This is a genomic window from Streptomyces sp. NPDC017890, assembly GCF_044328675.1.
Classification (GTDB): domain Bacteria; phylum Actinomycetota; class Actinomycetes; order Streptomycetales; family Streptomycetaceae; genus Streptomyces.
The window spans coordinates 105,836-129,785 of the sequence record NZ_JBIRHU010000010.1; the positions used below are offsets into that span (position 1 = coordinate 105,836).

At 71.4% G+C, this 23,950-nt stretch carries 24 protein-coding genes; 6 read left to right on the forward strand and 18 right to left on the reverse strand.

Features of this window, described 5'->3' with window-relative positions; genetic code table 11:
* Positions 1 to 121 precede the first annotated feature (121 nt).
* The 3 genes from smc to ACH4F2_RS15240 all read right to left on the reverse strand — a co-directional run bounded on the left by smc (position 122) and on the right by ACH4F2_RS15240 (position 4,827).
* On the reverse strand, positions 122 to 3,700 hold the full coding sequence (smc, locus tag ACH4F2_RS15230; protein ID WP_398133175.1) for a chromosome segregation protein SMC: 3,579 nt from the start codon (positions 3,698 to 3,700) through the stop codon (positions 122 to 124).
* A gap of 254 nt (positions 3,701 to 3,954) precedes the next feature.
* On the reverse strand, positions 3,955 to 4,167 hold the full coding sequence (locus ACH4F2_RS15235) for a hypothetical protein (protein WP_003973418.1): 213 nt from the start codon (positions 4,165 to 4,167) through the stop codon (positions 3,955 to 3,957).
* A 378-nt stretch (positions 4,168 to 4,545) separates the two neighbouring features.
* Entirely contained in the window at positions 4,546 to 4,827 is a 282-nt protein-coding gene (locus ACH4F2_RS15240; protein WP_061442345.1) for an acylphosphatase, read from the reverse strand.
* Between the two features lie 183 nt (positions 4,828 to 5,010).
* Here ACH4F2_RS15240 and ACH4F2_RS15245 point away from each other — a divergent pair, with 183 nt between their 5' ends.
* Both ACH4F2_RS15245 and ACH4F2_RS15250 read left to right on the forward strand, forming a co-directional pair.
* On the forward strand, positions 5,011 to 6,192 hold the full coding sequence (locus ACH4F2_RS15245; protein ID WP_398133176.1) for a CAP domain-containing protein: 1,182 nt from the start codon (positions 5,011 to 5,013) through the stop codon (positions 6,190 to 6,192).
* Between the two features lie 73 nt (positions 6,193 to 6,265).
* Positions 6,266 to 6,670 carry a winged helix-turn-helix transcriptional regulator gene (locus ACH4F2_RS15250; protein ID WP_398133177.1) on the forward strand — a complete coding sequence of 135 codons (405 nt, stop codon included), beginning with the start codon at positions 6,266 to 6,268 and terminating at the stop codon, positions 6,668 to 6,670.
* Here ACH4F2_RS15250 and mutM read toward each other — a convergent pair.
* From mutM to ACH4F2_RS15295, 9 genes are all read right to left on the reverse strand, one after another.
* On the reverse strand, positions 6,660 to 7,520 hold the full coding sequence (mutM, locus tag ACH4F2_RS15255; protein ID WP_398133178.1) for a bifunctional DNA-formamidopyrimidine glycosylase/DNA-(apurinic or apyrimidinic site) lyase: 861 nt from the start codon (positions 7,518 to 7,520) through the stop codon (positions 6,660 to 6,662). The genes ACH4F2_RS15250 and mutM overlap by 11 nt on opposite strands.
* A 79-nt stretch (positions 7,521 to 7,599) precedes the next feature.
* Complete coding sequence (gene rnc, locus ACH4F2_RS15260) at positions 7,600 to 8,442, reverse strand: ribonuclease III (RefSeq protein ID WP_398133179.1); 843 nt, start codon at positions 8,440 to 8,442, stop codon at positions 7,600 to 7,602.
* A gap of 7 nt (positions 8,443 to 8,449) precedes the next feature.
* Positions 8,450 to 8,623 carry a 50S ribosomal protein L32 gene (gene rpmF / locus ACH4F2_RS15265; RefSeq protein WP_003951102.1) on the reverse strand — a complete coding sequence of 58 codons (174 nt, stop codon included), beginning with the start codon at positions 8,621 to 8,623 and terminating at the stop codon, positions 8,450 to 8,452.
* A 2-nt stretch (positions 8,624 to 8,625) separates the two neighbouring features.
* Positions 8,626 to 9,270, reverse strand: coding sequence for a YceD family protein (locus tag ACH4F2_RS15270; RefSeq protein WP_398133180.1), 645 nt, complete (start codon positions 9,268 to 9,270; stop codon positions 8,626 to 8,628).
* A gap of 143 nt (positions 9,271 to 9,413) precedes the next feature.
* Positions 9,414 to 10,532, reverse strand: a complete 1,119-nt coding sequence (locus ACH4F2_RS15275) for a cell division initiation protein (protein ID WP_398133181.1) — start codon at positions 10,530 to 10,532, stop codon at positions 9,414 to 9,416.
* Between the two features lie 132 nt (positions 10,533 to 10,664).
* Entirely contained in the window at positions 10,665 to 11,144 is a 480-nt protein-coding gene (coaD, locus tag ACH4F2_RS15280; RefSeq protein ID WP_398133310.1) for a pantetheine-phosphate adenylyltransferase, read from the reverse strand.
* A gap of 26 nt (positions 11,145 to 11,170) precedes the next feature.
* Positions 11,171 to 11,758 carry a 16S rRNA (guanine(966)-N(2))-methyltransferase RsmD gene (gene rsmD, locus ACH4F2_RS15285; RefSeq protein ID WP_398133182.1) on the reverse strand — a complete coding sequence of 196 codons (588 nt, stop codon included), beginning with the start codon at positions 11,756 to 11,758 and terminating at the stop codon, positions 11,171 to 11,173.
* 62 nt (positions 11,759 to 11,820) lie between these two features.
* Entirely contained in the window at positions 11,821 to 14,034 is a 2,214-nt protein-coding gene (gene recG / locus ACH4F2_RS15290; RefSeq protein WP_398133183.1) for an ATP-dependent DNA helicase RecG, read from the reverse strand.
* 82 nt (positions 14,035 to 14,116) lie between these two features.
* Complete coding sequence (locus ACH4F2_RS15295) at positions 14,117 to 15,817, reverse strand: DAK2 domain-containing protein (RefSeq protein WP_398133184.1); 1,701 nt, start codon at positions 15,815 to 15,817, stop codon at positions 14,117 to 14,119.
* A gap of 268 nt (positions 15,818 to 16,085) precedes the next feature.
* Between ACH4F2_RS15295 and rpmB the strand changes: the two genes are divergently transcribed.
* Positions 16,086 to 16,271, forward strand: a complete 186-nt coding sequence (gene rpmB, locus ACH4F2_RS15300) for a 50S ribosomal protein L28 (protein WP_013000438.1) — start codon at positions 16,086 to 16,088, stop codon at positions 16,269 to 16,271.
* 140 nt (positions 16,272 to 16,411) lie between these two features.
* Here the strand turns inward: rpmB and thiD are convergent, their stop codons facing one another.
* Positions 16,412 to 17,209: a bifunctional hydroxymethylpyrimidine kinase/phosphomethylpyrimidine kinase gene (gene thiD / locus ACH4F2_RS15305; RefSeq protein WP_398133185.1), complete on the reverse strand. Its 798-nt coding sequence runs from the start codon at positions 17,207 to 17,209 to the stop codon at positions 16,412 to 16,414.
* Positions 17,206 to 18,174 (reverse strand): thiamine-phosphate kinase, encoded by a 969-nt coding sequence (locus ACH4F2_RS15310; protein WP_398133186.1) that lies wholly within the window; start codon positions 18,172 to 18,174, stop codon positions 17,206 to 17,208. Before ACH4F2_RS15310 ends, thiD begins: the two co-directional genes overlap by 4 nt.
* Positions 18,175 to 18,430: 256 nt before the next feature.
* On the opposite strand from ACH4F2_RS15310, the gene ACH4F2_RS15315 reads away from it, so the two are divergent.
* The gene (locus ACH4F2_RS15315; RefSeq protein WP_053137604.1) at positions 18,431 to 18,664 is read left to right on the forward strand and encodes an Lrp/AsnC family transcriptional regulator; all 234 of its coding nucleotides are present in this window, start codon (positions 18,431 to 18,433) and stop codon (positions 18,662 to 18,664) included.
* Between the two features lie 295 nt (positions 18,665 to 18,959).
* On the opposite strand, the gene ACH4F2_RS15320 is transcribed toward ACH4F2_RS15315, so the two are convergent.
* The 3 genes from ACH4F2_RS15320 to ACH4F2_RS15330 all read right to left on the reverse strand — a co-directional run bounded on the left by ACH4F2_RS15320 (position 18,960) and on the right by ACH4F2_RS15330 (position 22,038).
* A complete protein-coding gene (locus ACH4F2_RS15320; RefSeq protein ID WP_398133187.1) occupies positions 18,960 to 20,117 on the reverse strand; it encodes a D-alanine--D-alanine ligase family protein in 1,158 nt (385 codons plus the stop codon).
* Positions 20,118 to 20,209: 92 nt separating this feature from the next.
* Positions 20,210 to 21,220: an NAD(P)H-dependent glycerol-3-phosphate dehydrogenase gene (locus tag ACH4F2_RS15325; protein WP_398133188.1), complete on the reverse strand. Its 1,011-nt coding sequence runs from the start codon at positions 21,218 to 21,220 to the stop codon at positions 20,210 to 20,212.
* Positions 21,217 to 22,038, reverse strand: coding sequence for a 1-acyl-sn-glycerol-3-phosphate acyltransferase (locus ACH4F2_RS15330; RefSeq protein ID WP_398133189.1), 822 nt, complete (start codon positions 22,036 to 22,038; stop codon positions 21,217 to 21,219). The genes ACH4F2_RS15325 and ACH4F2_RS15330 overlap by 4 nt, the downstream gene beginning before the upstream one ends.
* 143 nt (positions 22,039 to 22,181) lie before the next feature.
* Between ACH4F2_RS15330 and cofC the strand changes: the two genes are divergently transcribed.
* A complete protein-coding gene (gene cofC, locus ACH4F2_RS15335) occupies positions 22,182 to 22,820 on the forward strand; it encodes a 2-phospho-L-lactate guanylyltransferase (RefSeq protein WP_398133190.1) in 639 nt (212 codons plus the stop codon).
* Between the two features lie 9 nt (positions 22,821 to 22,829).
* A complete protein-coding gene (locus tag ACH4F2_RS15340; protein WP_398133191.1) occupies positions 22,830 to 23,033 on the forward strand; it encodes a hypothetical protein in 204 nt (67 codons plus the stop codon).
* Between the two features lie 182 nt (positions 23,034 to 23,215).
* Here the strand turns inward: ACH4F2_RS15340 and ACH4F2_RS15345 are convergent, their stop codons facing one another.
* A complete protein-coding gene (locus ACH4F2_RS15345; protein ID WP_398133192.1) occupies positions 23,216 to 23,872 on the reverse strand; it encodes an HU family DNA-binding protein in 657 nt (218 codons plus the stop codon).
* Between the last annotated feature and the right edge of the window lie 78 nt (positions 23,873 to 23,950).

The following is a 23,950-nucleotide window of genomic DNA, read 5'->3' on the forward strand; positions in this document are numbered from 1 at the left end:
GGTAAAAGCAACGTTGCAGAGACTATGCCTTCAAGTGTCGAAGTCAATAGGGCTACAGCTGTGACTTTGTAGATGCAGAGGCAGCACGTGTGTTCAAGAGTTGAAGTTAATGTGCCTGTGACTAACGCAACCGCTGACTGATGACCTTCGACACTCCGTCACCTTGCATGGACACGCCGTACAGCGCGTCCGCGACCTCCATCGTCCGCTTCTGGTGCGTGATGACGATCAGCTGCGAGGCCTCCTGCAGCTCCTGCATGATCCGGATCAGCCGCTGCAGGTTGGTGTCGTCCAGCGCCGCCTCGACCTCGTCCATGACGTAGAACGGGCTGGGCCGCGCCTTGAAGATCGAAACGAGCATCGCCACGGCGGTCAGCGAGCGCTCCCCGCCCGAGAGCAGCGAGAGCCGCTTGACCTTCTTGCCCGGCGGCCGGGCCTCGACGTCCACGCCCGTGGTGAGCATGTTGTCGGGGTCGGTCAGGATCAGCCGCCCCTCACCACCCGGGAACAGCCTGCCGAAGACGCCCTCGAACTCCCGGGCCGTGTCCCGGAAGGCCTCGGTGAAGACCTGCTCGACGCGTTCGTCGACCTCCTTGACGACCTGGAGCAGGTCGGCGCGGGTCTTCTTCAGGTCCTCGAGCTGCTCACTGAGGAACTGGTGCCGTTCCTCCAGCGCCGCGAACTCCTCCAGGGCCAGCGGATTGACCTTGCCGAGCTGCTGGTAGGCGCGTTCGGCGGCCTTCAGCCGCTTCTCCTGCTCGGCACGCACGAAGGGCCGCGGACGGTTGCGCGGATGGTCCGGATCCTCGGGGAGCTCCTCGCCCTCGGCGGGGGGCGAGGGCGGCACCTCTTGATGGGGGCCGTACTCGGCCGCGAGTCCCGCCGGTTCCACACCGAGTTCCTCCAGCGCCTTGGTCTCCAGCTGCTCGATGCGCAGCCGCTTCTCGGCGCCGAGTACCTCGCCCCGGTGGACTGAATCCGTCAATTTGTCGAGCTCGGCCTTGAGGTCGCGCCCCGCGGTGCGCGCGGCGGTCAGCTCCTGTTCACGCCGGGCCCTGGCGGCCTCGGCGGCGGTGCGCTCCTCGTCGGCGCGGGCCAGGGAGACCTCGACGTGGGCGAGCAGCTGCCGGGCGCCGGCGGCGACCGCCTCGGCGACAGCGGCTTCGTGCCGCAGCCTGGCCCGCCGCTGTTCGGCACGCGCGCGTGCCTCGCGTTCCGCGCGGGCGGCCCGGTCCAGGGAGTCGGCCCTCCCGGCGAGGCCCTTGACGCGCTCCTCGTGGGTACGGACCTGGAGGCGGGCCTCCATCTCGGTCTGGCGGGCGTTGGCGCCGTCGGCGGCGAGCCGGTCGCGCGCGGAGGTGTCGGGTTCCTCCTCGACCGGCATCTCCTCCGCCACGGCGAGCCGCTCCGCCAGCTCCTCGACGTCCGTCAGCGCCTTGTCCAGCGCCTCCTGCGCCCGGGCCGCCGCGGCGGCGGACCGCTCGGCCTCGCCGGCTGCGCCCCGCGCCTGTCCCGCGAGCCGGCCCAGCTGCTGGGCCACGGCCGACTTCTCCCGGTCGGCGGCCCGGCGCCGCTCCCCCAGTTGCTCGACGAGCGCGGCGCACTCCCGGCGCCGCTCGGCGGCCGCGTCCTGCGCCTCGGCCAGCTCCCCGCACCGCACGCCCAGTTCCTCCAGCTCGGCGGCGGCCTGGTCCACGGAGGCCTGCACCTCCAGGAGGCTGGGCGCCCCGGCGGACCCGCCCTGTGCGAAGTGGGCGCCCAGCAGGTCGCCCTCGGCGGTGACGGCGGTCAGTTCGGGGTGGGCGTAGACGAGGTCCTCGGCGTCCTCCAGGGTGGCGACGACGACCGTCCCGCGCAGCAGCCGCCGTACGGCCGGCATCAGGTCGGCCGGCCCGCGGACGAGATCGGCGGCGTACGGCGACCCGGTGCCACGCGGCTCCCGCGCCACATCGCCACGCGGCCCCGGCGCCACGTCGTCGGGGGCACCGGCGAGCAGCAGGGCGGCGCGGCCGGCGTCCTGCTTGCGCAGCAGGCGGATGGCGTCGGCGGCGGCCGCCGGGGAGGTCACCGCGAGCGCGTCCGCGGCGGCGCCGAAGGCGGTGGCCAGGGCGGCCTCGTGGCCGGGCGTCACGGTGAGGAGCCCGGCGGCAGGACCGAGCAGGCCGGTGAGCCGGTCCTTCGCGGCGAGCAGGGCGCCGGTGCCGTCCTTGCGGCGCAGTCCGAGCGCGAGGGCCTCGCGGCGGGCGTGTGTCGCGGCGCGTTCGCGTTCCGCCGCGGTGACCGCCTCCCTGGCGGCGCTCAGGGCGGCCTCCGCCTCGGCCAGTCCGCGCTTGGCTGCCTCGTGCCGTTCGGCGAGTTCCTGGTCGTCGGCGTCGAGGCCGTCGACCTCGGCCCGGAGCGCCTCGTACTCCTCCTGCGCGGCGGCGGCCCTCTCCCGGGACTCGTCCCGCGCCTCCGCCAGCCGCTCGATCTCGGCCTGGGCCGAGGCGGCTCGGGAGCGGGCGGTGCCGACCTGGCCGCTGAGCCGGGCCAGCCCCTCTCGACGGTCGGCGATGGCGCGGGCGACGTCCTTGAGGCGGCGATCCTCCAGAGTCAGTTCGCGTTCGAGGTCCGCGCGGTGGGCGACCGTGTCCTCCAGAGCGTGCTCGGCCGCCTCCAGAGCCGCTTCGAGTTCGGCCTCCTGCTCCCGGACGCGGGCGGCCTCGCGCTCCAGGTCCTCCGGGTCGCGGCCGCGTCGCTCCTCGGGGGGCGCGGTGGTGGCGCTCTTCACGCGCGCGTCGGCCAGCGAGATCGTGCCGCGCACCCGTTCGGCGAGCTGGGACAGCTCGTACCAGGTCTGCTGGGCCCGCTGGAGGCGCGGCGTGAGCCGGCGCACCTCGTCCTCCAGGTCCGCTTCGCGGCGCAGCGCCCTGCCCAGCTCGGCCTCGGCGGCGTCCTTGCGTTCCTTGAGCGCGGCCTCGTCGGCGATCTCGGCCCGGAGCGCCTCGCGCAGCCGTACGAGGTCGTCGGCGAGAAGCCTCAGCCGCGCGTCCCGCAGGTCGGCCTGGATGACGGCGGCCCGCCTCGCCACCGCCGCCTGTCGCCCCAGCGGCTTCAGCTGGCGCCGCAGTTCGTCCGTCAGGTCCTGCACGCGCGCGAGGTTCGCCTGCATCGCGTCCAGTTTCCTGAGGGCCTTCTCCTTGCGCTTGCGGTGCTTGAGGACGCCCGCGGCCTCCTCGATGAAGGCGCGGCGCCCCATCGGGTCGGCGTGCAGGACGGAGTCGAGCTGGCCCTGGCCGACGATGACGTGCATCTCGCGGCCGATGCCGGAGTCGGAGAGGAGTTCCTGGATGTCGAGGAGACGGCAGGTGTCGCCGTTGAGCTGGTACTCGCTGCCGCCGTTGCGGAACATGATCCGCGTGATGGTGACCTCGGCGTACTCGATGGGCAGCGCCCCGTCGGAGTTGTCGATGGTCAGCGACACCTCGGCCCTGCCGAGCGGCGGGCGGCCGGTGGTGCCGGCGAAGATGACGTCCTCCATCTTGCCGCCGCGCAGCGACTTGGCGCCCTGTTCGCCCATGACCCAGCTGAGGGCGTCGACGACGTTGGACTTGCCCGAGCCGTTCGGACCGACGACGCAGGTGATGCCCGGCTCGAACCGGAGCGTGGTCGCCGAGGCGAACGACTTGAACCCGCGGAGGGTCAGGGCCTTCAGGTGCACGCCGTCGGACTCTACCTTTCACGGCTGTCTCACTCCATGAACCGGTGAACCGCCGCGGTTTCACCGGTGAACGTGCAGGGCACATCAGACGTTGAAGAGGGTGAAAGGATGCGCGGGGGAGGAAAAGGCGGTCCGGACGGCGGAGCGGGGGCAAGAAAGAAGGGACGCCGAAGCGTCCCTTGCAAACTCTGACACCTGAGCGGTTTTACGGGCGAGCCCGACCACTGTTGTGCCGTAGTGGAGCGATGCAGTGATCAGGTGAGCGCAGGCTCCGCCTGGTGTGCGTCAACGCTCTCCATGCTCTCCATGATCCTGTCGTGAGAAGCGGCAGCCGCCAGCGCGTCGTTCTCCGCCTGGATCCGTCCGAGCTCGGATTCCAGGTCTTGGACGCGCTGCTGGAGCCGTCGCATCTCGGCGAGGAGTCGAGGGTCGGAGCCGCCGACGTAACCGAGAAGCGCCTTTGCCATGATGGATGGTCCTCCACAATGAGTGACCGACCGAAGCGGTGTGGGTCGTGAGGGAATCGCACCCGCGGTGCTTGGCACTATGGAGTTTTCTCTGCCGTTCAACCATGCCAAACAGCTAAGGTGCGCGGGGCTTTCAGCGTCTCACCAAAAAGTTTGACGGTCAACACGATCACGCCCCGTATTGGCGGGCACCCGGGGGCACGCGGCCTGGCAACGGCGACGCGGCGACTCCTGCGGGCCCCTGGGGGCGTGGCGATCATCCTGCGTCCGGAGCCTGCCATGGGACGCCGTTCTTGGCAACCACCTGGCCCTTTTCGCCTCGGACACCCTCGCGAGGACGGTCACGCCGGACGCCCGGGGTCTCCGCGCGGCATGACGTCAGCGGATGGCGAAGCCCTCGTAGCCCCCGCGGGGTGTGTCCCAGATCTCGGTGACGCCGTCCACTCGTCCGGGCGTGTCGTCACCGCGCAGCCAGTCGAGCAGTCCTTCACAGCGCTCGCGGGGGCCCTCCGCGACGACCTGGACGCGGCCGTCGCCCAAATTGAGAGCAAAACCACTCATCCCACCGAGCTCCAGTGCCCTGGCCCGCGTGAACCAGCGGAAACCCACGCCCTGGACCTGTCCTCGCACCCACGCGACCAGCCGTACATCCTCGCTCATGACTGCAACCTAACCAGTCAATGTCTCGCCGGACACTTCACCCCCTTGCGCCATGCGGTACCGTCCCCACCCAATGAAACTCACCTGAAACTCACTCGAACGTGTGAGTTCCGTATTGATCGTGAGGAACGTCGACCGCCAGGACACGTCCAGCGCGAGGACGAGGACGAGGAAGGCCAGAACATGGGACGCCACCGACGCTCCGCCGCCGGCCGCGCCGCCAAGGGCCGCGCCGCCGAGGGCCGTCAGCCGGACGGTACGACGGGACGGGACCGCGACCCGCAGGCCCCGGACACGGGTGAACGCCCCACGATGGGGATCGCTCCCTACCTGAACCCCGAGGCGTACGCCGAGGTCCGCGCGAAGAGCGACGCCTACCTGTTCGCGCCGGACGGTCCGGACGGCGAAGGCCACCCGCAGGCCGGCCGCACGGTCGCCTTCCCCAGTGACGGTTTCTCCCCCGACGACGGCCCGCAGCCCGCAGGAGCGCGCCGCCGCCGCAGGAAGAAGGCCGTCACTCCGGTCCGCACGGGTCTGCTCGGCGTCTCCGCGGCGGTCGCCATCGGCACGGTGGTGGTGGCCACGGGCGCGGTGCCCGGCCTCGACAACTACCGGATCGGCGGCAGCGGCGGGGGCGACCGGGTGCAGGCCCAGGACGTTCCGACGAACACCCCGTCCGAACAGGGCGGTACTTCCGGCAGCGCCGAGGCCGGCAGCGGCGGCGACACGTCCACGAGCCGTGGCACCGACCGGTCCTCCTCGCCCTCCGGCTCCTCGGAGTCCTCGAAGGACTCGTCGTCCGAGTCCTCCTCCCCCTCGTCGTCCTCCCCCTCGGCATCGGCGTCGAAGCCCGCCGCCCCGGCCGGGACGCCGTCGAGGACGCAGAAGCCCGAAAGGACTCCCAGCTCGAAGCCGAAGCCCACACCCTCGAGTCCGGCCACCGGGGAGCCCGAGCGGCCCAGCGCGCCCGCCGCCGCGTCGGAGCGGGCCGTCGTCGCCCAGGCCCAGGTGCTCAACCTCGTCAACGACGAGCGGGCCAAGGTGGGCTGCAGTCCGGTGGCCGCGAACAGCGCGCTGCGTGAACTGGCCGAGGACTTCAGCGCGGCCATGGCCCAGCAGGGCTTCTTCGACCACACCGATCCCAGTGGCGCGACGCCCTGGGACCGGGCCGAGGCGGCCGGGATAGGCAATCTCGGGGGCGAGAACATAGCCCGTGGACAGGCCGACGCGCAGGCCGTGATGGACGCCTGGATGGACAGCCCCGGTCACAGGGCCAACATCCTGAACTGCGACTTCCAGACCCTGGGCGTCGGAGTCCACTTCGGCTCCGGCGGCCCCTGGTGGACCCAGAACTTCGGCTACTAGCCACGCCCGGGAAGCACGGTCCGCGTCTCAGCGCCGTCTGCGGCGCCGCGCTGTGCTCACGTACGCTGGGCGTATGTCGACGACGCAGGAGCGCACGGAGGAGCCGGGCCTCCCGTTCGACGTGTTCTCCAGGGCCTGTCCCTCGCGCGGCACCCTGGAGCACGTCACGGGGCGTTGGGGCGCGTTGACGCTCGGCGCGCTGTACGAGGGCTCCTTCCGGTTCAACGAGCTGCGGCGCCGTGTCGACGGCGTCAGCGAGAAGATGCTGGCCCAGACCCTGCACGCGCTGGAGCGCGACGGCCTCGTGCACCGCGAGGCCCAGCTCGTCAACCCGCCCCGCGTGGACTACGAACTCACGCCGCTGGGGCGCGAGGTGGCCGGGCGGCTGATGGCGCTCATCCAGTGTCTGGAGGGGCGGATGGACGAGGTGCTGGCGTCGCGCGAACGGTACGACGCGCAGCGGATGCCTACGGTGTGATCCTCGGCGGCCGCTGGCACTTCGGGCAGAAGTAGCTGGAGCGGTTCATCCACGGCCGGCGGCGCATCGGTGTGGCGCAGCGGCGGCAGGGCAGGCCCTCGCGGCCGTAGGCGTCGAGGGAGCGGTCGAAGTAGCCGGACTCGCCGTTGACGTTGACGTAGAGGCTGTCGAAGCTGGTGCCGCCGACGGCGAGGGCGGCGTTCATCACGTCGCGGACATGGCCGAGGAGTTCGGCGGTGCGGGGGCGGGTGAGGGTCGCGGTGGGGCGTTCGTAGTGCAGGCGGGAGCGCCACAGGGCCTCGTCCGCGTAGATGTTGCCGACGCCGCTGATCAGTGACTGGTCCAGCAGGGCCCGTTTGATCGTGGTGCGCCTGCGGCGCAGCGCGAGGTGGAACCCCTCGTCGTCGAAGAGCGGGTCGAGGGGGTCGCGGGCGATGTGCGCGATGACGTCCGGCAGTCCGTCGGGGGTGGTGTCGTGCAGCGACAGGCCGCCGAAGGTGCGCTGGTCGACGAAGCGGAGTTCGGTGCCGAGGGCGTCGGTGAAGCGGACGCGGACGCGCAGGTGCTTCTCGGCGGGTGCCTCGTGCGGCTGGACCAGCAGCTGGCCGCTCATGCCGAGGTGCGCGAGGACCGCCTGACCGGTGTCCTCCAAGGGCAGCCACAGGTACTTGCCGCGGCGGCTGGGCATGCCGATGCGGTGGTCCTTGAGGCGGTGGGCGAAGTCGTCGGGGCCGGCGATGTGCCGGCGTACCGCGCGTGGATGCAGGACCTCGGCGTCGGCGACGGTGCGGTGGGCGACCCAGCGCTCCAGGCCGCGCCGTACGACCTCGACCTCGGGCAACTCGGGCATGGCTTCCCCCTCGGGTGGCCGGTGGACGAGCCGAACGCCCGCCCCGGGAGCGGGACGGGCGTTCGGAACGTGCGGTGGGTCAGGCGGAGGCCGACGGTGAGTCGGCGGTTTCGGTGACTTCGGCGACCGGCCGGTCCGCCGTCGCCCTGGCGCGCTCGTCCGCCGCGGCCCGGATGGACCTCCACGCGGATTCCGCGGCCTGCTGCTCCGCCTCCTTCTTGCTGCGGCCGGTGCCGGTGCCGTACGAGACGCCTCCGACGCGGGCGGCAGCAGTGAAGGTCTTCTCGTGGTCCGGGCCGGTCTCCGTGACCAGGTACTCGGGGACGCCGAGCCCTTCGATCGCGGTGAGTTCCTGGAGGCTGGTCTTCCAGTCCAGGCCGGCGCCGAGGTTCGAGGACTTCTCGATCAGCGGGTCGAACAGGCGGTGCACCAGTTCGGAGGCCGCGTCGAGGCCCTGGTCGAGATAGACCGCGCCGATCACCGCTTCGAGGGTGTCGGCGAGGATGGACGCCTTGTCCCGGCCGCCCGTGCCCTCTTCACCGCGGCCGAGCCGGATGAAGGAGCCGAGGTCGAGCCCGCGGCCCACCTCCGCCAGCGCACGCGAGTTGACCACCGCGGCCCGCAACTTGGCCAGCTGGCCTTCGGGCAGGTCGGGGTGGGTGCGGTACAGCGTGTCCGTGACGACGAGGCCGAGGACGGAGTCACCGAGGAACTCCAGCCTCTCGTTCGTCGGCAGACCGCCGTTCTCGTACGCGTAGGAACGGTGGGTCAGTGCACGCACCAGAAGGGCGGACTCGAGCTGATAGCCGAGCCGCCCTTCCAGAAGCGTGTGGGACGAGGCCTGGGTGTCCGCCTTCTTCTTGGCGGGTGGGTCCGCCTTGGCGTCTTCCGCCTTCTTGGGGACTGACACAGTGCCTCTCACCAGCCGCTCAGACCTCGAGGACCTGGCGCTTGTTGTAAGTGCCGCAAGACGGGCACGCGATGTGCTGCTGCTTGGGCTCGTGGCAGCGCTCGCACGCAACCAGGGTGGGGACCGCAGCCTTCCACTGCGACCGGCGGTGGCGCGTGTTGCTGCGCGACATCTTCCGCTTCGGAACAGCCACGGCTACTTCTCCTGCTTCTCGTCGACGCCAGGTTCGGCGCCGCTCATCTCGTCCTTCTCGCCGTCTCCGAGTGAACCGGCGAGTCCCTGCAAAGCCGCCCAACGAATGTCGACGGCGTCGTGGTGGTGGTCCGGGTCGTCCGCCAGGCGTGCTCCGCACTCGGAGCACAGACCCGGGCAGTCTTCCTGGCACACCGGCTGCATCGGCAGTGCGAGCACCACCGCGTCGCGCAGCACGGGTTCGAGGCCGATCAGTCCGTCCTCGACGAAGAGCCTGTCCTCGTCTTCCTCGGCGTCGTCGGCCGGTTCCGCCACAGGGCGGCCCCGGTCGTCGGCGTCAGGGTACGAGAACATCTCCTGGAAGTCCGCCACAAGCTGCTGCTCGAGCGGCTCCAGACACCTTACGCACTCCCCCTCGGCCTTGGCACGGGCGGTGCCTGTGACGAGCACCCCTTCCATGACCGACTCGAGCCGGAGATCGAGTTCCACCGGGGCGCCTTCCGGCACTCCGATGACTCCCTGGATACCGAAGTCCCGGGGAGCGTCGACCGTGCGGGTCAGGCGCTGCAGCGCACCGGGCCGCCGTCCCAGCTCGTGTGTATCGAACACGAGAGGGTTGCGGTGGTCGAGGCGCGCGTTCAGAACCATTCCTGCTTTCGGTCTTCGTAGCTTGGGGGACTGCCCTTCGGTGTTCCCGGGCAGCGCCGATCGCGGACGTACACGCGACCGAAGAGCCAGGATACTGGACCATTCGCTCACGGCCCAATCCGGCCGTGGGACCGGTGCGCGGGCTAGAGGCCGCGCCCCTGTTCGTAGGCCCTCAGCTGCTCGGCGCTGATCATGCTGGTGTCGAAGAGGCTGGTCTCGTCGAGGGTCTGCGGCTGAGCCTGCGGAGGCTGAGCGGGTTGTGCGGGCTGCTGGGGCTGTGCGTAGCCCTGCCCGCCGCCGTCGTACGCGTGCTGCTGGGGGTCGTACTGGTAGGTGTACGGGTCCGCTGTCTGCTGCTGGTAGCCGTACGGGTCCGGCTGGCCCCCGTAGGTCTGCTGGTAGCCGGCGTAGGGATCGGGCTGCTGGGCGTAGCCGTACTCCGGCTGCTGCGACGGCATCTCCGGCACGGCCTGTACCGGTACCTGGGCCGCCGCCGGCTGCTGCTCGCCGTACTCCCGCTGCCGGGGCTGCCCGGCGGGGGCGTCGGAGAGGCCCGCGAGGTCGGCGAGGTAGTCCGCGTCGCTGGAGTGCTGGACGGTGGTCAGGTCGTCCGCGAGGGCGCCGAGGTCGTCGGTGGCGATGCGGCCGTGCAGCTTCTGGCGGCCCCGGCCGACCGCGTCCAGGGTCTTGGCCAGTACGGCCTCGAAGGCGCCGAGCTTCGTGTCGACGTAGGTGTCGGCGTCGCGGCGCAGGGTCTCCGGGTCGTGGCTGCGCTCGGGGGCGTCCTCGTCCTCGTAGCCGTTCTCGTCGAGGCCGGGTCCGGTGCCGAGGAGCTTCTCACGGCCCCGGCCCACGGAGCCGAGGGTCTTGGTGAGGACGACCTCGAAGTTGGCGAGCTTGGAGTCGACGTAGTCGTCGGCCTCGGCGCGGACCTCCTCGGCCTCCTGGCGGGCCTCGGTGAGGATCCGGTCGGCCTCGGCCTGGGAACGACGGGCGACCTCGGTGTCGGAGATCAGGGAACCGCGCTCGGCGTGCGCGCCCTCGATGATGCGGTCGGCCTCCTGGCGGGCCTGCGCGACCATCTGCTCCCGGTCGCCGATCAGCTCCTGGGCCTGGGCGAGGGAACCGGGCAGCTCGGCGCGCAGCTCTTCGAGCATCGAGAGCAGTTCGGCGCGGTTGACCACGCACGAGGCCGACATGGGCATGGCGCGGGCGCCGGAGACCATCGCGGTGATCTCGTCGAGCTTCTTCTGCACGTCCACCGTGTGTGCTCGCCACTCTCTACAGCTGTGTTGGAGACGGACGGGACGACTGTACGACCCTGGGGTGTCCGGGGGACACCGGGTGACGGATTGTCAGCCTCCGGGAGCTGCGGGGCGGGCGCGGGGGCTCGCTCAGTCCTTGCGCAGGCGCTCGGACAGGGCTTCGAGGACCAGCGGCGGCACCAGGTGGGAGATGTCGCCACCCCAGGTCGCGACCTCCTTGACCAGGGAGGACGACATGAAGCTGTAGGTGGGGTTGGTGGGGATGAACAGGGTTTCGACGCCGGAGAGGCCGTTGTTCATCTGGGCCATCTGGAGTTCGTAGTCGAAGTCGCTGACGGCGCGCAGGCCCTTGACGATGGCCGGGATCTCGCGCTGCTTGCAGAAGTCGACGAGCAGACCGTGGAAGGACTCCACGCGGACGTTCCCGTACTCGGCGGTGACCTGGCGGATGAGGTCGATCCGCTCCTCGATCTCGAACAGGCCCTTCTTGGACCGGTTGATCATCACCGCGACGTAGACCTCGTCGTAGAGGCTGGAGGCACGGGCGATGATGTCGAGGTGTCCGTTGTGGATCGGGTCGAATGACCCGGGACAGACGGCGCGGCGCACTTGAGTTCCCTCGCTCTCCGGTCCGGTCATCGTGCGTCTTCGCACGTAGAGGCGGCGTGACCGTACCAAAACGTTCCCTCGCCGTAGCGACGGGCCCGGATCGCGTCGAAGCCGTGCGGCCAGCGGAATTCGCCGCCCCTGGTGCTGCGCTCCACGGTGACGAGCGCTTCCCCGGTGAGCCACCCCTCCGTGCGGAGTGTGAGCAGGATCTCCCGGAGATCGTCGTCCGAGACGGCGTACGGGGGGTCCAGAAAGACGATGTCGTACGGCTCGGCCGGGGCCGGAGTGCGGATGATCTGTTCCGCTTTGCCCGCCCGGACCTCGGCACCGGGCAGGCCGAGCGCCTTGACGTTCTCCCGGACCGTACGGGCGGCGCGGGCGTCGGCCTCGACGAGCAGGACGTGCCCCGCTCCCCGGGACAGCGCCTCCAGGCCGACGGCGCCGGAACCGGCGTACAGGTCGAGGACCCGCTCGCCGTCCAGCGGGCCGCCCAGCAGGGACTGCCAGGTGGAGAAGAGGCCCTCGCGCGCACGGTCGGAGGTGGGGCGGGTGCCGGTCCCTGACGGAACGGTGAGGCGGCGTCCGCCGGCCTTGCCGGCGATCACGCGGGTCATCTCTGGATCCTTGTCGGTGTTCGACGTGCTCGGGTGGACGGGCGGTGTCCGTCCCCAGTCTCTCAGCCCTTCTCCAGGTACTGCTCCCTCTCCTCGTCCAGGAGGGCGTCCAGGGCCGTCCGCAGACCGGGCAGGCCGGTCAGCTCGGGGTCGGCGGACACCACCGCCACCGCCTCCTCCCGCGCCTCGGCGATGATCTCCTCGTCCTCGATGACGGCGAGGACGCGCAGGGAGGTGCGGGCGCCGGACTGGGCCTGGCCTAGGACGTCGCCCTCGCGGCGCTGTTCGAGGTCGATGCGGGAGAGCTCGAAGCCGTCGAGGGTGCCGGCGACGGCGTTCAGGCGCTGCCGGGCCGCGCTCGCCTCGGGCATCTCGGTGACCAGCAGGCACAGGCCGGGGGCGGAGCCTCGGCCGACGCGGCCGCGCAGCTGGTGGAGCTGGGAGACACCGAAGCGGTCGGCGTCCATGATCACCATCGCGGTGGCGTTGGGGACGTTGACGCCGACCTCGATGACGGTCGTCGCGACCAGGACGTCGGTCTCCCCGGCGGCGAAGCGGCGCATGACCGCGTCCTTGTCGTCGGGCTGCATGCGGCCGTGCAGGACTTCGACCCTGAGGCCCTGGAGCGGGCCTTCGGCCAGCTGCTCGGCGATGTCGAGGACCGCGAGCGGGGGCCGCTTCTCCGCGTCCCCCTCAGAGGGCTGCTTGGTGTTCTTCTTCGGGTCGTCGTCCTCGTCGCCGATGCGCGGGCAGACGACGTACGCCTGGTGGCCGCCCGTCACCTCCTCGCGGACCCGCTCCCAGGCCCGGGCGAGGAAGTGCGGCTTGTCGGCGGCGGGGACGACATGGCTGGCGATCGGGGAGCGGCCGGCCGGGAGCTGGTCCAGGACGGAGGTCTCCAGGTCGCCGAAGACGGTCATGGCGACGGTGCGCGGGATGGGAGTGGCGGTCATGACGAGCAGGTGCGGCGGCTGTTTGCCCTTGCCGCGCAGGGCGTCGCGCTGCTCGACGCCGAACCGGTGCTGTTCGTCGACGACGACCAGACCGAGGTCGTGGAACTGCACCTTGTCCTCGATCAGCGCGTGCGTGCCGATGACGATGCCCGCCTCGCCGGTGGCCAGGTCGAGCAGGGCGTGACGGCGGGCGGCGGCGCCCATCGAGCCGGTCAGCAGCACCACCTTGGTGGCGTGTTCGGCGCCGCCGAGCATGCCGCCCTCGGCCAGCTCCCCCATCATCTCGACGACCGACCGGTGGTGCTGCTGGGCGAGCACCTCGGTGGGCGCGAGCATCACGGCCTGCCCGCCGGCGTCCACGACGGCGAGCATGGCGCGCAGGGCCACCATCGTCTTTCCCGATCCGACCTCCCCCTGGAGCAGCCGGTGCATCGGGTGGTCGGTGGCGAGGTCGTCGAAGATCTCCCGGGAGACCTTCCGCTGGCCGTCGGTGAGGGTGAAGGGGAGGCGGTCGTCGAAGGCCGTGAGCAGGCCGTCCGGGCTCGGTTTCCGGGGGACGGCGGGGAGTTGGGTCTCGGCGTGGCGACGGCGGGCGAGGGCGACCTGGAGGACGAAGGCCTCGTCCCACTTCAGACGGGCACGGGCGTCCTCGATGTCCGCCTTGGTGTGCGGGCGGTGGATCTTCAGGAGCGCTTCGGGGAGGGAGACCAGGCCACGCCCCTCGCGCAGGGAGCCTGGGAGGGGGTCGACGGCCTGCTGCGCGCTGGGCAGCACCGTCTGGATCGCCTTGCCGATCTTCCAGGACTCCAGCTTGGCGGTGGCCGGGTAGAGGGGGATGAGGGCGCCCGCCCAGGACTCGACGCTCTCGGCCCCGTCGTCGTCACCGCCGCGCAGCAACTCGTAAGCGGGATGGGCCAGTTGCAGCCGGCGGTTGAAGACGGAGACCTTGCCCGCGAACATCGCGCGGGTGCCCGGCAGCAGCTCCTTGTGGGGCTTGTGGACGCCGTGGCCGAAGAAGACCAGCTGGAGGCGTCCACTGCCGTCCGTGATGGTCACTTCGAGCCGCTGCCCCTTGCCGCGCGGCGCCTTGGCGGAGGCGAAGGTGTGCAGGCGGGCGTCGGCGACCTGGGCCACCACCGTGACGTGCTCGTCCATGGGCAGGTCGGCGAGGTGGGTGAGCTGGCCGCGCTCCTCGTATCTGCGGGGGTAGTGGTGGAGGAGGTCACCGACGGTGTGCAGGCCGAGATGCTCGGCCATCACCTTCGCGGTGGCGGGGCCGAGCACCTTCTTCAGGGGTTCTTGCAGTGCGGGCACGAGATCCATTGCACACCACGCCACTGACAACGGCCCCACACCTCCCGGGGAAACCCCTGGGAAACGCCGGGACGCTCCGGTATGCGCCGCGTCACTCCACGCCGATCAGCAGCGGCGCGCCCTGCCGCCCGCCCCGGTAGACCACCGTGTCGACGGCGAGGTACGTCTCGCGGACGCGGGCCTCCAGGTGGGCGGCGACGGTCTCGGGGGCCTCGTCACCGAGGACGAGGGTGACCAGCTCGCCGCCGGCCGCGAGCATCCGGTCCAGGACGGTGGCGGCGACCTCCGTGACGTCCGCGCCGATCACGGCCACGTCGCCGTCCACGAGGCCGAGCACGTCGCCGGCCTGGCAGATGCCGGCCGTGGTCCAGGCCTGGCGTTCGGCGATCGCGACCTCGGCGTAACGGGTGGCGCCGGCCGCCGAGGTCATCGCCACCACGTCCTCGTCGAAGCGTCGCTCGGGTTCGTGCACGGCGAGCGCGGCGATGCCCTGGACCGCGGAGCGGGTCGGGATGAGGGCGACGCGGATGCCCTCGGCGCGGGCCTGCTCGGCCGCGGCCGCGGCGGTGTGGCGCAGTTCGGCGTCGTTGGGCAGCAGCACGACCTCGCGTGCGTGGGCCCGTCGTACGGCCTGGACGAGTTCCCCGCTGGCGGGCGGCTCCCCGGGGCGCGCGAGCACGGTGGTCGCGCCGGCCTCGGTGTACAGCCCGGCCAGGCCCTCCCCGGGCACGACTGCCACCACGGCGCGCTGGGTGCGCTCCCGGGGCGGGCGCCCGGTCCCGGTGGCGCGTGCGTCGCCGTGCCCGAAGTGGGTGATGCGGATCCGGTACGGCCGCCCGGCCTCGACACCCGCCTCCACGGCGGCGCCCGCGTCGTCGACGTGCACGTGGACGTTCCACAGGCCGTCGCCGCCCACCACGACGAGCGAGTCGCCGAGGGCGTCGAGTCGCTGCCGCAGCCGTGCCACGGCAGCGTCCTCGGCCTCCAGAAGGTAGATCACCTCGAAGGCGGGACCGTTCCCGTCTCCCTCCTCCACGGCGCACTCCCCAGGCGGGTGCTCGCCGTCGTGCGGCACGCGCGCGTGCGGCACGACGCTCGCTCCGGGCCCCGGCGCCCGGCCCGTGAAGGTCTCCACCAGGGCCGCGAGCACCGTCACAAGGCCGTGTCCGCCGGCGTCGACCACTCCGGCGCGCTCCAGGACGGGCAGCTGGCCCGGGGTCGCGGCGAGCGCCTCGCGGGCTCCCGCGTAGGCCGCGCGGGCCACCGCCGCGCAGTCGCCCTCCGCCCCCTCGGCCGCCTCGGCGGCGTCGGCGGCGGCCGAGGCGACGGTCAGAACGGTGCCCTCGACCGGGTGGGCCACGGCCTGCCGGGCGGATTCCGCGGCATGCCGCAGGGCCAGCCGCAGGCCCGGACCATCGGTGTGAGCGGGCTCGTCCCCGGCGGTGAGCACCTGGGCCATACCGCGCAGCAGCTGCGCGAGGATCGTCCCCGAGTTGCCGCACGCGCCGATCAGCGCGCCGTGCGCCATGGCACCCACGGCATCGGCCAGCGAAGGACCGTCGCCGTCGTCCGGTTCCCCGGCGTCCACCTCGTGCGCCGCGAACACGGCCTCCACGGCGGCGACGGCCGACTCGACGGTCAGATACAGGTTCGTGCCGGTGTCCCCGTCCGCGACCGGATAGACGTTGATCGCGTCGATCTCCTCACGCGCCCGCCCCAGCGCGCGCAGCGACAGACCGCACCAGGTGCGCACCGCCAGAGCGTCGAAGAACCTCTGCGGCACCTGCGCCACCTGCGCCTCCCTGAGCTGCTGGACGTGGCAGGCAGCGTAGACCTTGGGAGGGTGTCCGCCGGAAGAGGGCCGGGGACGGGCCTCTGAGCTGCCGTGGTAGTTTCGTTGTACGGGAGCAGCCGTTGTATGCTGCTCCGGTTGCCCGATCCCGATCGGGCTCTCCCCCCTGGCACCGCCACTCAGATACCGGACCGTTCGCGGCTCCGGAACCTTGATCCCGGCATGCCGGGGTCAACCGTAAGTGCATCTGAAGTCTTTGGAGTGACCCGTGGCTGCCAACTGCGACGTCTGTGGCAAGGGGCCGAGCTTCGGCAACAACATCTCGCACTCGCACCGCCGTACGTCCCGTCGCTGGAACCCGAACATCCAGCGTGTGCGTACCGTGGTCGGCGGGACGCCGAAGCGCGTGAACGCTTGCACCTCGTGCATCAAGGCCGGCAAGGTCTCGCGCTGACGCGTCAGCTGAGCGCGCGGCCACGGCCTGGTCCGCTGCATTGAGCCGGTCCATCTCCGGGTGGGCCGGCTTTTTGCCGTGCCGGGAACCTGGCGCGGCAGGCAGTCCCGCCCTACGCCGCCCCCTCCCCTCCCGGGCGCTCAGCCGTGGTCCCGCCCGAGCGCCCAGCCGTGGTCGACCGGTCCGATGCCGGCGCCGAGCGCGAATCCGGCCCCGATCGCCCCGGTGACGTACTCCTTCGCCGCCGCGACCGCGTCCGGCACCGACCGCCCCTTCGCCAGCCCGCACGCGACGGCCGACGCGAGGGTGCAGCCCGTGCCGTGGGTGTGCCGGTTGTCGAGGCGCGGTGCGCGCAGCCAGTACTCCTCGGAGCCGTCGGTGAGCAGATCCACGGCGTCGCCGCGCAGATGGCCGCCCTTGATCAGGACCCAGCGCGGACCGTACTCCAGCACGGCCGCCGCCGCGCGGCGCAGATCGGTGTCGGACTCGACCCGTACGCCGGTGAGTTGCCCGACCTCGTCGAGGTTCGGGGTGGCGACGGTCGCCACCGGCAGCAGCTTGGTGCGTACGGAGTCCAGGGCGGAGGCGGCGAGCAGCGCGTCCCCGTGCTTGGAGACACCGACCGGGTCGACGACGGCCGGGGCGTCGGTGCCGCCGATCAACTCGGCGACCGTCTCGACCAGATCGGCGGAGGAGAGCATCCCGGTCTTGACCGCCTGGACGCCGATGTCGTCCACGACGCTGCGGTACTGGGCCCGCACCGCCTCCACGGGCAGCTCCCAGGCGCCCTGCACGCCGAGCGAGTTCTGCGCGGTCACGGCGGTGAGCACACTCATGCCGTGCGTGCCGAGGGCGAGCATCGTCTTCAGGTCGGCCTGGATGCCGGCGCCGCCGCCGGAGTCGGAGCCGGCGACGGTGAGGACCAGGGGCAGGCTCATGACTCCACGTCCTCGCCGAAGTGGTCCCAGCCGCCCTTGCTGGTCCAGGGCGCCCCGTCGACGGTCACCTGGGGCAGTGCGGAGGGGTTGAGGACCTCGCCGATGACCTTCCAGCGGGCGGGCAGCTTCACGTCCGGCGGGAAGGTCGCCACGATCGCGTGGTCCTCTCCCCCGGTGAGCACCCACTGCATGGGGTCGACGCCGACGGCCTGGCCGATGTCGTTCATCTGGGACGGGATGTCGATCTGCCCGGAGCGGATGTCGATCCTGACCTTGCTGGCCTCCGCGATGTGGCTCAGGTCGGCGATCAGTCCGTCGCTCACGTCGCACATCGCGGTGGCACCGAGGCCCGCGGCGGCCGGTCCCGCGTGGTACGGCGGCTCCGGGCGGCGATGGGCCTCGACGAAGGCGCGCGGCGAACGGAAGCCCCGGGACAGCACGGCGAACCCGGCCGCGGACCAGCCCAGCCAGCCGGTCACCGCGACGAGGTCGCCGGGCTGGGCGCCACCGCGGGTGACGGGCTCCAGGTTGCGCAGGTCACCGAGCGCGGTGATGGAGACGGTGATCGTGTCGCCGCGCACCACGTCACCGCCGACCACGGAGGCACCCGCGACCTGGCACTCGTCGCGCAGCCCGTCCATCAGCTCGGTCGGCCAGGTCACCGGCAGTTCGGCGGGCACGACCAGGCCGAGCAGCAGCGCGGTCGGTACCGCGCCCATGGCGGCGATGTCGGCGAGGTTCTGCGCCGCCGCCTTGCGGCCCACGTCGTACGCGGTGGACCAGTCACGGCGGAAGTGCCGCCCTTCCACCAGGATGTCGGTGCTGGCCACCACCCTGCGGTCGGGCGCGGCGACCACCGCGGCGTCGTCCCCGGGGCCTACGCGGACCGCCGGGGTGGTGGTGAGACGGGAGGTGAGCTCCCTGATGAGCCCGAACTCCCCGAGCTCACCAACAGTGCCCTTCATTGCCTTGGCTCCCCTTCTGTCCCTGTCCGTGCCCGGTCGCGCGTCATCTCTGTCCTCGTTACGGTCGAATGACCGTCGCCGTCCCCGTCACGGGCAAAACGACCGCCGCCACGGTCGGCCCGGCCGTCAACCCGTGTCATTCCGGCACCCCGGCGCGCGAGGCCCGTGCCCCGCGGGTCTCCCCGCGGAGAGCGGCGACGCGATACCGTGGCGTTCCTTTTCCCCGCATGATCCTCGCGGCCGCTCTGGAGGTTTCGTGGTACAGGCGTACATCCTGATCCAGACGGAGGTCGGCAAGGCGTCGACCGTCGCCGAGACGATCAGCAAGATCCCTGGCGTGATCCAGGCAGAGGACGTGACAGGACCCTACGATGTCATCGTCCGCGCCCAGTCCGACACCGTCGACGACCTGGGTCGCATGGTGGTCGCCAAGGTCCAGCAAGTGGACGGCATCACCCGGACCCTGACCTGTCCGGTCGTTCATCTCTAGCCCCCTTCCGTCCGCTCGCTCCCGCACCGCTGGTCGCCGCCGCAGGCTGCTCCCTCAGCAGACGACAGCGAGTCGGCGGCGGTTCCAGGCCCGGGCACGTCGGTCACCAAGCCGTGGCGGAACGCGGACAAGACGCTGACGTCGGCGGATGGCGAACTGGAAAACCCGCTGATCATACTGCGCTGCGGGGCGGGGCGACCCACGGAGGGACGTACGCGCCCCACCGGTCGCGCGGAAGGCGATCCCCTCGGGGATCGCCTTCCGGGCCGTGCGACGAGCTGATCCCAGCGGTACGTCAGCGCAGTCCCGTGGACCGCCGCAGCGCCGCCTGGACCAGCCGGTCCACCAGCTCCGGGTAGCTCACGCCGCTCGCCTGCCACATCTGCGGGTACATGGAGATCGGCGTGAAGCCGGGCATCGTGTTGATCTCGTTGATCACGAACTCGTCGTCCTCGGTGAGGAAGAAGTCCGCGCGCACCAGTCCCTCGCAGGAGGCCGCGTCGAACGCCGCCACTGCGAGCCGCTGGACCTCGGCGGTCTCCTCGGACGTGAGCGGGGCGGGCACGACGCCGGGGGTGGAGTCGATGTACTTGGCCTCGAAGTCGTAGTACGCGTGCTCCGAGGGCGGCGGGATCTCGGCGGGCAGGGAGGCCCGGGGGCCGTCCTCGAACTCCAGCACCCCGCACTCGATCTCCCGGCCGCGCAGCGCGGCCTCCACGAGGATCTTCGGGTCGTGGCGCCGGGCCTCCTCGATCGCCTCGTCGAGTCCGGAGAGGTCGTCGACCTTGGTGATGCCGATCGACGACCCCGCGCGGGCGGGCTTCACGAACAGCGGCCAGCCGTGTTCGCCGGCGAAGTCGACGATCTTCGCGCGGGCCGCGGAGCGGTCCTGCGCCCACTCGCGGGGCCGGATCACCTCGTACGGGCCGACCTTCAGCCCGTACGAGGTGAACACGGCCTTCATGTACTCCTTGTCCTGGCCGACGGCGGAGGCGAGCACGCCCGCGCCGACGTACGGCACACCGGACAGCTCCAGCAGGCCCTGGAGGGTGCCGTCCTCGCCGTACGGGCCGTGCAGCACGGGGAAGACGACGTCGACCTCGCCCAGCGCCTTGGGCACCGAACCGGGTTCGCTGTAGACGACTTCGCGGTTGCCGGGGTCGACGGGCAGGACCACGCCGCCCTCGGTCGACTCGGCCAGTTCCTCGACGTCGGGCGTACGGCGATCCGTGATCGCCATGCGTTCCGGTTCGTCGGCGGTGAGGGCCCAGCGGCCGTCCCTGGTGATGCCGATCGGCAGGACGTCGTACTTCGTCCGGTCGATGGCCGCGAGGACGGCGCCGGCCGTGACCACGGAGATCCCGTGTTCGGAGCTGCGCCCGCCGAACACGACGGCCACACGCGGTTTGCGAGGCGGCTGCTCGGGGCTCTGGGGGAGGTTCTCGGTGCTCATATCGCGTCGAGAGTACCCGCCCGTAGGGCCCCGAGACAGCGTCCCGGGGGCCGCGTGGCGCGGGTCGCGACCAGGTTCCGTTCCGGCGTCGCTCAGCGTCGTTCCGGCTTCGCGCTGCGCGACATCAGCTCCTTGAGCGCGACCACCGGAGGCTTGCCCTCGTGCACGATGCCGACGACCGTCTCGGTGATCGGCATGTCGACTCCGTGCCTGCGGGCCAGGTCGAGCACCGACTCGCACGACTTGACGCCCTCGGCGGTCTGCCTGGTGACCGCGATGGTCTCCTGAAGGGTCATGCCCTTGCCGAGGTTGGTGCCGAAGGTGTGGTTGCGGGACAGCGGCGAGGAGCAGGTCGCCACCAGGTCGCCGAGACCGGCCAGTCCGGAGAACGTCAGCGGGTCGGCGCCGAGGGCGACCCCGAGGCGCGTGGTCTCGGCGAGGCCGCGCGTGATGAGGGACCCCTTGGCGTTGTCGCCGAGGCCCATACCGTCCGCGATGCCGACGGCCAGCCCGATCACGTTCTTCACGGCGCCGCCGAGTTCGCAGCCGATGACGTCGGTGTTGGTGTACGGGCGGAAGTACGGTGTGTGGCAGGCGGTCTGAAGTCGCTGGGCGACGGATTCGTCGGGGCAGGCGACCACGGCGGCGGCCGGCATGCGGGCGGCGATCTCCCGGGCCAGGTTGGGTCCGGTGACCACGGCGATGCGCTCGGCGCCGACCTTGGCGACGTCCTCGATCACCTCGCTCATCCGCATCGCGGAGCCGAGTTCGACGCCCTTCATCAGCGACACCAGGACGGTGCCGGGCGCCAGCAGGGGCGTCCAGTCGGCGAGGTTGGCGCGCAGCGTCTGGGACGGGACCGCGAGGACGGTGAAGTCGGCGTCGCGCGCGGCCTCGGCGGCGTCGGTGGTGGCCCGCAGGTTCGCGGGGAGTTCCACGCCGGGCAGGTAGTCCGGGTTGGTCCGGGTGGAGTTGACGGCGTCGGCGAGTGCGGCACGGCGCCCCCACAGGGTGACGTCGCACCCCGCGTCGGCGAGGACCGCGCCGAAGGCCGTGCCCCACGATCCGGTGCCGAAGACGGCCGCCTTGACGGGCTTGCTCACGTGCTCTGCCCTTCTGCCCGCGGTCCCTGCGTGTGTGCCCGCGTCGTCTGTGTCTGCGCCTGGGCCCGAGTCTGGGCCTTGGCCTGCCTCTGCGTCCGCAGCCGCTGCTCGATCCGCTCCCGGCGCGGGTCGTAGGGGGTTTCGGGCGCCTTCTCGCCGCGGATCTCCTCCAGCTGGCGGGTGACGGCGGCCATGATGACCTCGGTGGCCTCCTTCAGCACCTCCGCGGTCATCTCCTTGTCGTAGAACCGCGACAGGTCGACCGGCGGCCCCGCGAGCACCTGGTGGGTCTTGCGCGGGAGGAGGCTGGGCTTCTTGGCGTACGGCGGCAGCAGTTCGTTGCAGCCCCACTGGGCGACCGGAATCACCGGGCACTTGGTCTGCAGGGCGACGCGCGCGGCACCGGTCTTGGCGGTCATCGGCCAGCCGTCCGGGTCGCGGGTGAGGGTGCCCTCGGGATAGAAGGCGACACACTCGCCGCGTTCCACGGCGTCGATCGCGGCCCGGAAGGCGCTCAGCGCGTCCGTGCTCTCGCGGTAGACGGGGATCTGCCCGGTGCCCCGCATCGCGGCGCCGACGAAGCCTTTCCTGAAAAGGCCACTCTTCGCCAGGAATCGCGGGACGCGACCGGTGTTGTACTGATAGTGCGCGTACGCGAAGGGGTCGACGTGCGAATTGTGGTTCACGGCGGTGATAAATCCGCCGTCGGCCGGAATGTTGTGCATTCCCCGCCAGTCCCGCTTGATCAGAACCACGAGCGGCGGTTTGCAGATCACCGCGGCCAGGCGGTACCAGAAGCCGATTCTGCGGCGGGGCACGCTGACACCTTTCCTCCAGGGCCTGGGGCCGGACAAGTGTCGCCCCGGGCCGCCCGTCTGTCGAGAACACCGTACGCCCCGGAGAGTGAACCGCCAGGTCGCCCAGGTGACAATGGCAGCGACGAGAGAAGGACGGAACGCTCGTGCAGTGGACCTTGGTCGTACCCGTGAAGGCCCTTGCCCGGGCCAAGAGCAGGCTGTCGAACACCGCGGACGACGGGGTGCGGCCGGACCTCGCGCTGGCGTTCGCCCAGGACACCGTGGCAGCCGCGCTGGCCTGCCCGGCAGTGGCGGATGTGGCAGTAGTCACGGATGACGTCCGGGCCGGACGGGAGCTGGCGGCGCTGGGCGCGGGGGTCATCCCGGACGAGCCCGGCGGCGGCCTGAACGCCGCCCTGGCGCACGGGGCGGTTTCGGTACGGGCGGCACGTCCCGAAAGCCCGGTGGCCGCGCTCAACGCCGATCTCCCCGCGCTGCGGCCGGCCGAATTGGCTCTCGTGCTGGCGGCGGCCACACAATTCCCGCGGGCTTTTCTCCCGGACGCCGCCGGAATCGGCACGACCCTGCTGACCGCGGCTCCGGGTCAGGAATTGGCCCCCGCATTCGGCACGGATTCCCGGGCCCGCCACCGCCTGTCCGGCGCGGTGGAACTGCGGCTCGGCGCGGTGGATTCCGTACGGCAGGACGTCGACACCGGCGGTGATCTGCGCACCGCGCTGGCGCTGGGGGTGGGACCCCGTACGGCCGCGGTGGCGGCGCGGTTGCTGATCGCCGGGCAGTAGGCTGCGGACATGCAGGCGACCGCATACACGTACGACCCGGAAAGCCGCAGCGGGCAGGTGCTGCTCGACGACGGCACGCCCCTGCCCTTCGACACGGCGGCGTTCGACGCGGGGGGCCTGAGACTGCTGCGGCCCGGTCAGCGGGTACGGATCGAGACCGAGGGCGCGGACACGGACCGCCGGGTCACGCTGGTCACACTCCACACCTTCTGATCCGCGCGGATCCCGTCCGATCGCACCGTTCCCGGCTGATCCGCGCAGTCCCCGTCGCACCCTGCCGGACTCCGAACACGCCGCGGGCCGGACTCCGAGAGGGAGTCCGGCCCGGCGCGTGAGTGCCCCTGTGCCCTGTGCCCGTTCGCCTGCCGCTTCCTGCTGTTACCTACTGCTACCTGCTACTTCTTGCGGGCGGTGGCCTTCTTGGCGGTGGTCTTGCGGGCGGTCGACTTCTTGGCGGGGGCCTTCGTCGCCGTCGCCTTCTTCGCGGGCGCCTTCTTGGCCGTGGTCTTCTTCGCCGCCGCCGTGGTGGTCTTGGCGGTGGACTTCTTGGCGGGGGCCTTCTTCGCCGTGGCCGTCTTCGCCGCGCCGGCGGTCTTCGCGGGCGCCTTCTTCGCCGCCGCGGTCGCCTTCTTGGCCGCGCCCGTGGCCTTCTTCGCGGCGCCCGTGGCCTTCTTGGCGGCGGCCTTCTTGCCCGCGGCCTTGGAGATGGTGGGCGGCGGGCCGGACAGGCTGCCCTTGGGCGCCTTCTTGACCGCGATGTCGTTCTTCGGGAGCTTCTTCGAGCCGCTCACCAGGTCCTTGAAGCCCTGTCCCGCGCGGAAGCGCGGCACGGAGGTCTTCTTGACCCGAACCCGCTCGCCCGTCTGGGGGTTGCGGGCGTACCGGGCCGGGCGGTCGACCTTCTCGAAGGAGCCGAAGCCCGTGACCGAGACCCGGTCGCCCGAAACCACTGCACGGACTAGGGCGTCCAGGACCGCGTCGACAGCGTCGGCGGCCTGCTGCCGGCCGCCCAGCTTGTCGGCAATCGCTTCTACGAGCTGCGCCTTGTTCACGTCTTCCCCTTCGGAGACATCGCCAGAACGAATGTGTTCAAGCTTTTTCGCACGTTAGGCAGATATATACCGCAAATC

What these genes read in the sequence shown, in the direction of transcription:
- ACH4F2_RS15340 (WP_398133191.1), top strand. Translation starts at nt 22,830, where the DNA reads ATGCAGGCGACCGCATACACGTACGACCCGGAAAGCCGCAGCGGGCAG.
- ACH4F2_RS15235 (WP_003973418.1), bottom strand. Translation starts at nt 4,167, where the DNA reads ATGGCAAAGGCGCTTCTCGGTTACGTCGGCGGCTCCGACCCTCGACTC.
- ACH4F2_RS15250 (WP_398133177.1), top strand. Translation starts at nt 6,266, where the DNA reads ATGTCGACGACGCAGGAGCGCACGGAGGAGCCGGGCCTCCCGTTCGAC.
- ACH4F2_RS15310 (WP_398133186.1), bottom strand. Translation starts at nt 18,174, where the DNA reads ATGAAGGGCACTGTTGGTGAGCTCGGGGAGTTCGGGCTCATCAGGGAG.
- recG (WP_398133183.1), bottom strand. Translation starts at nt 14,034, where the DNA reads ATGGATCTCGTGCCCGCACTGCAAGAACCCCTGAAGAAGGTGCTCGGC.
- ACH4F2_RS15245 (WP_398133176.1), top strand. Translation starts at nt 5,011, where the DNA reads ATGGGACGCCACCGACGCTCCGCCGCCGGCCGCGCCGCCAAGGGCCGC.
- rsmD (WP_398133182.1), bottom strand. Translation starts at nt 11,758, where the DNA reads ATGACCCGCGTGATCGCCGGCAAGGCCGGCGGACGCCGCCTCACCGTT.
- ACH4F2_RS15240 (WP_061442345.1), bottom strand. Translation starts at nt 4,827, where the DNA reads ATGAGCGAGGATGTACGGCTGGTCGCGTGGGTGCGAGGACAGGTCCAG.
- ACH4F2_RS15270 (WP_398133180.1), bottom strand. Translation starts at nt 9,270, where the DNA reads ATGGTTCTGAACGCGCGCCTCGACCACCGCAACCCTCTCGTGTTCGAT.
- ACH4F2_RS15320 (WP_398133187.1), bottom strand. Translation starts at nt 20,117, where the DNA reads ATGAGCACCGAGAACCTCCCCCAGAGCCCCGAGCAGCCGCCTCGCAAA.
- thiD (WP_398133185.1), bottom strand. Translation starts at nt 17,209, where the DNA reads ATGAGCCTGCCCCTGGTCCTCACCGTCGCCGGCTCCGACTCCGGCGGC.
- mutM (WP_398133178.1), bottom strand. Translation starts at nt 7,520, where the DNA reads ATGCCCGAGTTGCCCGAGGTCGAGGTCGTACGGCGCGGCCTGGAGCGC.